Genomic DNA, 8,202 nt, shown 5'->3' with positions numbered 1-8,202 from the left:
TAGAATAGAGGTCTCCAAAACCTTTGATCAGGGTTCGAATCCTTGTGCCCGTGCTTCGAATAAAATAAAGAGATACGGATGAATAAGATAAGCGCTTACTTTAAGGATTCATATCATGAATTGATGGAAAAGGTGACCTGGCCCACCTGGCAGCAGTTGCAACAGTCTACTACCATTGTTTTGGTTGCTACCGTTATAATAACTGCGTTGGTGTGGGTGATGGACTTTGTCAGCAATTCGGTATTAAAATTTGTTTACTCCCTATTTGAATAATAATGGAAGAAGTAGTTAATGAACAGGAAACCAAATGGTACGTGTTACGCGTAGTGAGTGGTAAAGAAAGAAAGGTAAAAGAATACCTGGATAAAGAAATTGCGCGCAGCGATTGGGGCAAAGTCGTAAAACAGGTTTTCCTTCCGGTGGAAAAAGTATATAAAGTTCAGAACGGCAAAAAAGTAATGCGGGAACGGAACTTTTATCCCGGCTATGTTATGATTGAGGTAGAGCCCGGTAAACTGAACGATGAGATCATTTCCACCATTAAAAATACCAATAGTGTTATTCACTTTCTGGGTAAAGAAAATCCCATTGCCCTTCGGAAAGTTGAAGTAAATAAAATGCTGGGCAAGGTCGATGAAATGAGCGATGGCGGCGTAACGATGAGTGAACCCTTTATTGTGGGTGAAACCATCAAGATCATTGACGGGCCTTTTAATGATTTCAATGGTGTTATTGAAGAGGTAAATGATGAGAAGAAGAAATTAAAAGTGAATGTAAAGATATTCGGTAGAGCTACACCGGTAGAGCTGAATTATATGCAGGTTGAAAAGCTCGCGTAAAACATCGCGTAAAACAATTATAGAATAAAATATTTATTTATAGATCTCCGGCGGTTTAACCGTGCCGGAGATTTTTTATTATAATGCAGTCTTAGCCGGGCTTCAGAGCATTTTGATATTTTAGGTTTGACCCATGGTGTTCCTGCGGCTTTTATCAAAGGGTTTCCAACCTTTGGAAGGTTGGAAACCTTGCACGACAACTTGCCAGTCATTAATGCCGGCGCATTCGCGGTATAAGAAGCCATTTATCACCCTATTGGGAAATTTCGTTTTTAAGGCTGCAATTGATGGAAAAACAGCATTACAGTAAAGATTTAAAAACGCAACGAAGATAAGTTGCGAACGTTAATGTATTATAGGCCGCTTTTACCGGTGGTTTTTTTTGTATTCTGCCACGATCACAATTTAATTACCACACCGCAATATTTCATATATCCTATCGTTTTTTTATATCGGTCATTTGGTGCATTGCACCGTACTGCGATATTCCAATATTATGAAAAGGGTAACCATTCTTCTACTTGCCTCCTGCTGCATCGTTTTTTCCTGCAATAAGGAAGATCATCCTGCTGGTGTTGAAGTTCGCATACATAATGCCACCCCTGTTCAGATAGAGAAATTGGTTATCCTTAACACGGGAGGCGAAATTATATTTGATATGCTTGCCCCCAGGTTTACTACGGGTTACCGGGCCATTGCAGCCATGCCTGAAAATTTTACCTGCAGAATAGAAACAGGTAGCAGGCAACAAATGCTGAGCTGGGAAGGGGCAAATATAATTTCCATGGGTTATTATACCTGCAAACTAATATATAATGCTGATGCACAATTATCTATACAATTGATTAAAGATTAAACCCATTAAATTCTCTTTAATCTTTATTTACCTCCCTAACAGGAGGTTTTTTAATTTATACACCGGAATATGTTTTTTTCCACATTCGGGGTCGCCCGGTTCCCTATGTCGGAATAAAAAACTGTAACTTTGCATGACCTTCAATATATTTCTTCCATTTTTGCGGGTCACCATAGGCTGGCTATTCATTAGGAATAATCATATTTTAAAATAAGGTATAAACATCATTAATCTATCTGAGTCATGGCCAAGTACATTTTTGTTACCGGTGGCGTAACATCTTCATTGGGTAAGGGTATCATTTCTGCATCATTAGCCAAGTTACTGCAGGCACGTGGCTTAAAAGTGACCATACAAAAATTCGATCCTTATATCAATGTAGACCCCGGTACCTTAAATCCGTATGAGCATGGCGAATGCTATGTTACCGAAGATGGGGCCGAGACGGACCTTGACCTGGGCCATTATGAACGGTTTTTGAATATTTATACTTCCCAGGCCAATAATGTTACTACCGGGCGTATTTATCAAACAGTTATCAATAAAGAAAGAGAGGGTGCTTACTTAGGTAAAACCGTTCAGGTAATTCCACATATTACCGATGAAATTAAGCGACGGATGTTGTTGCTTGGGAATGGCGGATTTGACATCGTAATAACAGAATTAGGCGGAACTGTGGGCGACATTGAAAGCCTTCCGTTTATTGAAGCGGTTCGCCAGTTACAATGGGAATTACCCGATGAAGACTGTCTGGTTGTGCATCTTACGCTTATACCTTATCTCAAGGCCGCTAAAGAATTAAAAACAAAGCCTACGCAGCATAGTGTAAAGCTATTGAGTTCAGAAGGTGTTAACCCGGACATTATAGTATGCCGCACCGAGCGGCCGCTGACTCCCGAGATACGCCGGAAAATTGCGTTGTTCTGTAATGTAAAGCCCGATGCCGTAATTGAGTCGGCCGATGCACCTACTATTTATGAAGTGCCTTTAACGATGATGCGGGAAAAGCTTGACCAGATATGCCTTAAAAAATTAGCCATTCAGCATTATAACGAGCCGGAACTGGGAAAATGGAAAGAGTTTTTGGATAAGCTCAAATATCCCAAAAGCAAAGTAAATATTGGCTTGATAGGTAAATACATCGAACTGCAGGACGCTTACAAATCTATACTGGAAGCTTTTGTACATGCAGGGGCAGTGAATGAATGCAGTGTAAATGTGGTTAACATACACAGCGAATTTATCAGCGAAGAAAACGTTGCAGAAAAACTTAGCAACTTAGATGGGCTGCTGGTTGCCCCGGGATTTGGATTGCGGGGCATAGAAGGTAAAATACTGGCTGTAAAATATGCAAGAGAAAACGGCTTACCCTTCTTTGGTATATGTCTTGGCATGCAGATGGCTGTTATTGAATTTGCCAGGAATGTTCTAAATCTTAAGGACGCCCATTCTACAGAAATGAACTCCGGCACCACCGATGCTGTTATTGATTTAATGGACGAACAGAAAAAAATTACGGCAAAAGGAGGCACCATGCGTTTGGGAGCATACTCCTGCGCGTTAAAAGAAGGAAGCCTTGCCCGGCAAATATATGGCACAACTTTAATCAGTGAAAGGCACCGTCATCGCTGGGAATTTAACAACGCCTACCTGCAGGCCTTTGAAGAAAACAGCATGATAGCCAGTGGAAGAAATCCCGAGAGCGGACTGGTTGAAATTGTGGAACTGGTTAATCACCCTTATTTTATCGGTGTGCAGTATCATCCCGAATTAAAAAGCACAGTGGAAAACCCCCACCCTTTATTTGTACGATTTATTAAAGCCGCCAAGGATTTTGTGGAAGAAAAAAACACACTAAAAAAGCCTTCTTTGCAAAGCGAAATGATTTAACAGGCTTGTTTTTGCCGCTCACCGAAACAATTTGGCTTACATCCTTAAAGTTTATTCAAAGATGTTACCTTTGCCCACTCAAATTTTAAGGTAATATGCAGTTTGATAAAAATGCTATTCTTGGTTTTGTTTTACTGGCTTTAATGTTCCTTGGTTTTTTTTACTTTACACGCCAGGGACAGCTTGATGTAGAAAAACAAAGGGAACACATACAGGATTCATTAGCCGTACTTCAACCCCCGATAGATAGCAGCCTTGTACGTGCAGACTCTGTGCGATTGGCAACCCAGGGCAAAGTAGCCGCAGCAGGGCAGTTTGTAACGGCTGTAAATGGCACAGAAAATGAAACCGTGCTGGAAAATGATGTGCTTAAAGTTACTTTTACCAATAAAGGAGCACAGCCCAAGTTAGTAGAATTAAAGAACTACAGGTCTATAGACAGTCAGTCTGTTAAGCTGGTGCAGGAAGGCTTTGATAAATTAAGCTACCCGGTAAATACGGCTGCAAACCGTTCTATACAGATCAGCGACCTTTACTTCGACGGCGGGCAAATTACCAAAAACGCAGATGGAAGCCAAACCATAGCCTATCAGTTAAAAGATTCTTCGGGACAGGGCATTATTCACCGCTTTACCCTGTTCCAGGATCAGTATATGATTGACTGGAGTATTGAAATTGATGGGGTTAATGGGTTACTCACACAAAACAGCATCAATCTTTTATGGCAAAACGAGGTGAAGCAGCACGAAAAAGATATTGTCACAGAAAAGAGGGAGACACAGGTGGGCTTCTGGACAAAAGATGAGTATGATTACTTCACGCTTGGCCGCTCTTCCGAGCAGCAGTTTGAGAGCCCTGTACACTGGCTCAGTGTAAAGCAAAAGTTCTTCAATACCACACTTATAGCAAAGAACAATTTTAATTCGGGAAGTATTCGTTGTACCGAAAGCCCCGATTCAACCGGAGTGATCACTGCCGCTTCTGCGAATCTTAAAATAACGCTTCCGGCAGAAAATAAAGCAACTGTTCCACTGCGTATATATTATGGTCCTAACGATTATAAGATCCTGAAAAGCTATGATATCGGGCTCCAGGATGTAATTAACCTTGGCCAGGGTATCTATGCGTTTGTGAAGTATATCAACAAATGGCTGGTAATGCCGGTTTTTGATTTCTTTAAAGGGTTTGTGGGAAGCTATGGAATTGTAATTGCATTGCTTACTATATTTATTCGCCTGCTTACTTCTCCACTGGTATATACCAGCTATCTCAGTGGCGCTAAAATGAAAGCCCTGCGCCCCGAACTGGATATTTTAAAAGCGAAGCTCAAAGACGATCAGCAGGCTTATGCCATGGAGCAAATGAAGGTATACAGGAGCGCAGGTGTGAATCCTTTGGGAGGCTGTATACCGGCGTTGTTGCAGATCCCGATATTCTTTTCACTGTACAGCTTCTTTAATGCTACCATAGAGCTAAGGGGGCAGGATTTTTTATGGGCTACCGATCTCTCATCGTATGATTCCATCCTTACATTCGGTTTCAATATTCCGTTTTATGGCAGTCATGTCAGTTTATTCACTATCCTGGCTACTGTAACCAGTCTGCTGATATCGGTATACAGCATGGCTCAAACGCCCAACATGGATAACCCCATGATGAAGTATATGCCCTATATTTTTCCCGTAATGTTGCTGGGCATCTTTAACGGACTGCCCTCCGCGCTTACCTGGTATTATACGGTATCCAACCTCATCACACTTATTCTCCAGTATGTGATCCAGAATTTTATTATTGATCATGATAAAATTTTAGCCCAGCTGGAACTGAACAAGAAAAAACCCAAAACAAAAAGCAAATGGCAGGAGCGGCTGGAGCAGATGCAGGAAACACAAAAAAAATTGCAGCAGGCAAAAAGCAAGCAACAGGGAGGAGGTAAGCGTTAAATGAGGCGTGAATGACTATTGTTAAGTCAAGCAATTGTGTCTGTGTGTTATGGTGAAAAATGAGAAAACAAAGCCCCCGCTCGTCTGAGCCATTCAGACCGGAAGAAAGAATTTTTCACATCTCACGTTTGATATGACACCAACCAGGTGTTTATTGTACACCGCTTCTTTTTTAACATATCTGTTTTTATCGGTGAAATACAACCATGCACTGTATTTTACTATCTTTATCTGTAACCCTTAATACTCAGTATATGTTCAGATACCTGCTTTTGATAGCAATGGCATTGATAACCAGTAATGTAGCAGAGGCGCAAAAAGTGCTTTCTGAAGGAACGATTGTATATGATATAACGGTACAAACCGGGAGCAAAGAACCTCAGCTGGCCGATATGTTTGATGGCGTTACTACTACCATATATTTAAAAGGCAGCCAAAGCCGTACAGAAATGATCAGTCCGCTGGGCTCTACAATTACCTTCCAGGACGCCAGGAATAATACGGGCGCTGTGCTTAAAGAATATGGCAATCAGAAATTACTGATCCACATGACGAGGCAGGACTGGGCCGACCTGAATAAAAAATATGCAGGCATAACGTTTACTCCCCAAAATGAAACCAAAACAATTGCGGGATACAAATGCCAGAAAGCAGTGGCCAGGTTAAAAGACGGTACTACGTTTACTGTTTTTTATACAAAGGAACTGATGACCGAAAATAAGGACTACGACTACCAGTTCAAAAGTTTACCCGGTCTTCCGCTTGAATATGAATCTGCTGTTGGCGATCTGAAGGTAAAATATACGGCGTCAAAGATCGCGTTTGACCCGGTTCCTGTTCAAAAATTCAGCATCCCGGTTAGCGGTTATCGTGAACTTACTTACCAGGAAAGCATTAAACTAAAAAGGAATTAGGATCAGCAGCGTCAATAAGATTTAAAATGCATCAGTCCTTCATTAACGCAAACGGTCAATGCTTTTTACAAGTTTCTGATCTTTATATATACCTCTCATGGCGAGTATAAAGCATAAGGGGATCAAAAAATAAAAAGCAGACGACAGATTAAATGCTCCCTGAACAAATGTTTTGATCTGCATGTAATACAACCAGCCCGAGATTATACAAAGCACCAAACCAATAAAGCACAGCTTCTGTTGCATACCCCTGTTCTTGTATAAAAATATGCTTATAAAGGCTACCAGTCCTGTTGCAACGGCAAGGATGATCAAAAATAAATTGCTCGTTGCACTAAGCATATTGTATTCGCTTATACCGTTTGCTATCTTGTTGCCATTATAAACAGGAAAGCGAAGCGTAAGAAAGGAAAAAACAGCAGCAAGCAGCAGCCAGATGGTTTGCATACGTTGTAACATACAGGTCGGTTATAATATTAAAGAATAACGGTGTGCTTGTTTAGTGAATGGTCAATAGTGAATAATGTGAATGGTGAGTGGTGAGTGGTGAATGGTCAATAATGTGAGGAGTGAATTCACTGCACATCATTGCTTAATCATGCTTCTCATACCTCACACCCCATACCTCATACCTTACGCCCTAAGCCTCAAACCTTATACCTCAAACCCTATCCCCTTGGTCAGCTTACGTTAATTCGGGGTATAGCGGAAACTGCTGCACAAACCGGTGAACCTGTTCCCGAACCGCTTCTATCTGCTTCACATCTTCCGTATCCGTTAGCACACGGTCAATCATTTCTACGATCGGTTCCATATGTTCCTCCTGCATTCCACGGGTAGTAACTGCAGGTACACCTACCCGTATGCCCGAAGTTACAAACGGGCTTTTGTCATCAAAAGGCACGGCATTTTTATTTAAGGTGATATGTGCCTTGTCTAATGTTTCCTGGGCTTTTTTGCCGGTTAAATTTTTGTTCCTTAAGTCTATCAGCATTAGGTGATTGTCTGTGCCGTTGCTGATAAGGTTATACCCCCGTTTCACAAAAGCATCAGCCATTGCCTGGGCGTTGGAAATTACTTTTTTTGCATAGGCAGTGTATTCATCCGTTAGTATTTCACCAAAAGAAACTGCTTTGGCTGTTATGATATGTTCCAGCGGCCCACCCTGCACTCCCGGGAAAACGGCCAGGTCGAGCAGAGCGCTCATCGGGCGTATATTTCCTTTGGGATCCTTTATACCGAACGGATTATCAAAGTCGTGGCGCATCATAATAATACCCCCTCTTGGACCCCGTAAGGTTTTGTGAGTGGTAGAACTAACAATATGACAATATTCAAAAGGATCGTTTAATAATCCCTTGGCAATGAGCCCGGCAGGGTGAGCGATATCCGCCAGCACCAAAGCCCCGATTTTATCAGCCACTTCGCGAATGCGTTTATAATCCCAGTCGCGGCTGTAAGCCGAAGCGCCGCAAATGATCAGTTTGGGCTTTTCTGCGAGGGCGGTGGCTTCCAGTTGGTCGTAATCTACCGTTCCCGTATCTTTTCTTACACCATAAAACAGCGCCTGGTAGTTTTTGCCGCTGAAATTAGCAGGACTGCCGTGGGTAAGATGGCCGCCCATGCTCAGGTTCAGTCCTAAAATTTTATCACCGGGTTTTAAGCAGGCTAAAAAAACGGCGGTATTGGCCTGGGCACCGCTGTGCGGTTGCACATTTGCCCAGCTGGCGTTAAAAATTTGCTTTAAGCGGTTTATAGCT

At 42.0% G+C, this 8,202-nt stretch carries 8 protein-coding genes; 6 read left to right on the top strand and 2 right to left on the bottom strand.

Going from position 1 to position 8,202, the window contains the following annotated elements; all coding sequences use genetic code 11:
* The first annotated feature begins 78 nt into the window (after positions 1–78).
* From secE to PLH26_RS17885, 6 genes are all read left to right on the top strand, one after another.
* Positions 79–273, top strand: coding sequence for a preprotein translocase subunit SecE (gene secE, locus PLH26_RS17910; protein ID WP_324587405.1), 195 nt, complete (start codon positions 79–81; stop codon positions 271–273).
* A gap of 2 nt (positions 274–275) precedes the next feature.
* Positions 276–839, top strand: coding sequence for a transcription termination/antitermination protein NusG (nusG, locus tag PLH26_RS17905; RefSeq protein ID WP_324587404.1), 564 nt, complete (start codon positions 276–278; stop codon positions 837–839).
* Between the two features lie 496 nt (positions 840–1,335).
* Entirely contained in the window at positions 1,336–1,695 is a 360-nt protein-coding gene (locus PLH26_RS17900) for a hypothetical protein (protein ID WP_324587403.1), read from the top strand.
* A 243-nt stretch (positions 1,696–1,938) separates the two neighbouring features.
* On the top strand, positions 1,939–3,585 hold the full coding sequence (gene pyrG, locus PLH26_RS17895; RefSeq protein WP_324587402.1) for a CTP synthase: 1,647 nt from the start codon (positions 1,939–1,941) through the stop codon (positions 3,583–3,585).
* 95 nt (positions 3,586–3,680) lie between these two features.
* A complete protein-coding gene (yidC, locus tag PLH26_RS17890) occupies positions 3,681–5,528 on the top strand; it encodes a membrane protein insertase YidC (protein WP_324587401.1) in 1,848 nt (615 codons plus the stop codon).
* A 254-nt stretch (positions 5,529–5,782) separates the two neighbouring features.
* Entirely contained in the window at positions 5,783–6,442 is a 660-nt protein-coding gene (locus PLH26_RS17885; RefSeq protein ID WP_324587400.1) for a hypothetical protein, read from the top strand.
* 42 nt (positions 6,443–6,484) lie between these two features.
* On the opposite strand, the gene PLH26_RS17880 is transcribed toward PLH26_RS17885, so the two are convergent.
* Positions 6,485–6,901 carry a DUF4293 domain-containing protein gene (locus tag PLH26_RS17880; RefSeq protein WP_324587399.1) on the bottom strand — a complete coding sequence of 139 codons (417 nt, stop codon included), beginning with the start codon at positions 6,899–6,901 and terminating at the stop codon, positions 6,485–6,487.
* A 226-nt stretch (positions 6,902–7,127) separates the two neighbouring features.
* Positions 7,128–8,202: serine hydroxymethyltransferase (glyA, locus tag PLH26_RS17875; RefSeq protein ID WP_324587398.1), on the bottom strand; the 1,075-nt coding region annotated here is incomplete at its 5' end.

Source organism: Agriterribacter sp., from assembly GCF_035444585.1.
In the GTDB taxonomy this organism is placed as follows: domain Bacteria; phylum Bacteroidota; class Bacteroidia; order Chitinophagales; family Chitinophagaceae; genus Agriterribacter.
Note: the sequence above shows the minus strand (reverse complement) of the source record. Positions and strands in the feature narration are given on the sequence as shown.

What these genes read in the sequence shown, in the direction of transcription:
- PLH26_RS17900 (WP_324587403.1), top strand. Translation starts at nt 1,336, where the DNA reads ATGAAAAGGGTAACCATTCTTCTACTTGCCTCCTGCTGCATCGTTTTT.
- pyrG (WP_324587402.1), top strand. Translation starts at nt 1,939, where the DNA reads ATGGCCAAGTACATTTTTGTTACCGGTGGCGTAACATCTTCATTGGGT.
- secE (WP_324587405.1), top strand. Translation starts at nt 79, where the DNA reads ATGAATAAGATAAGCGCTTACTTTAAGGATTCATATCATGAATTGATG.
- yidC (WP_324587401.1), top strand. Translation starts at nt 3,681, where the DNA reads ATGCAGTTTGATAAAAATGCTATTCTTGGTTTTGTTTTACTGGCTTTA.
- PLH26_RS17880 (WP_324587399.1), bottom strand. Translation starts at nt 6,901, where the DNA reads ATGTTACAACGTATGCAAACCATCTGGCTGCTGCTTGCTGCTGTTTTT.
- PLH26_RS17885 (WP_324587400.1), top strand. Translation starts at nt 5,783, where the DNA reads ATGTTCAGATACCTGCTTTTGATAGCAATGGCATTGATAACCAGTAAT.
- nusG (WP_324587404.1), top strand. Translation starts at nt 276, where the DNA reads ATGGAAGAAGTAGTTAATGAACAGGAAACCAAATGGTACGTGTTACGC.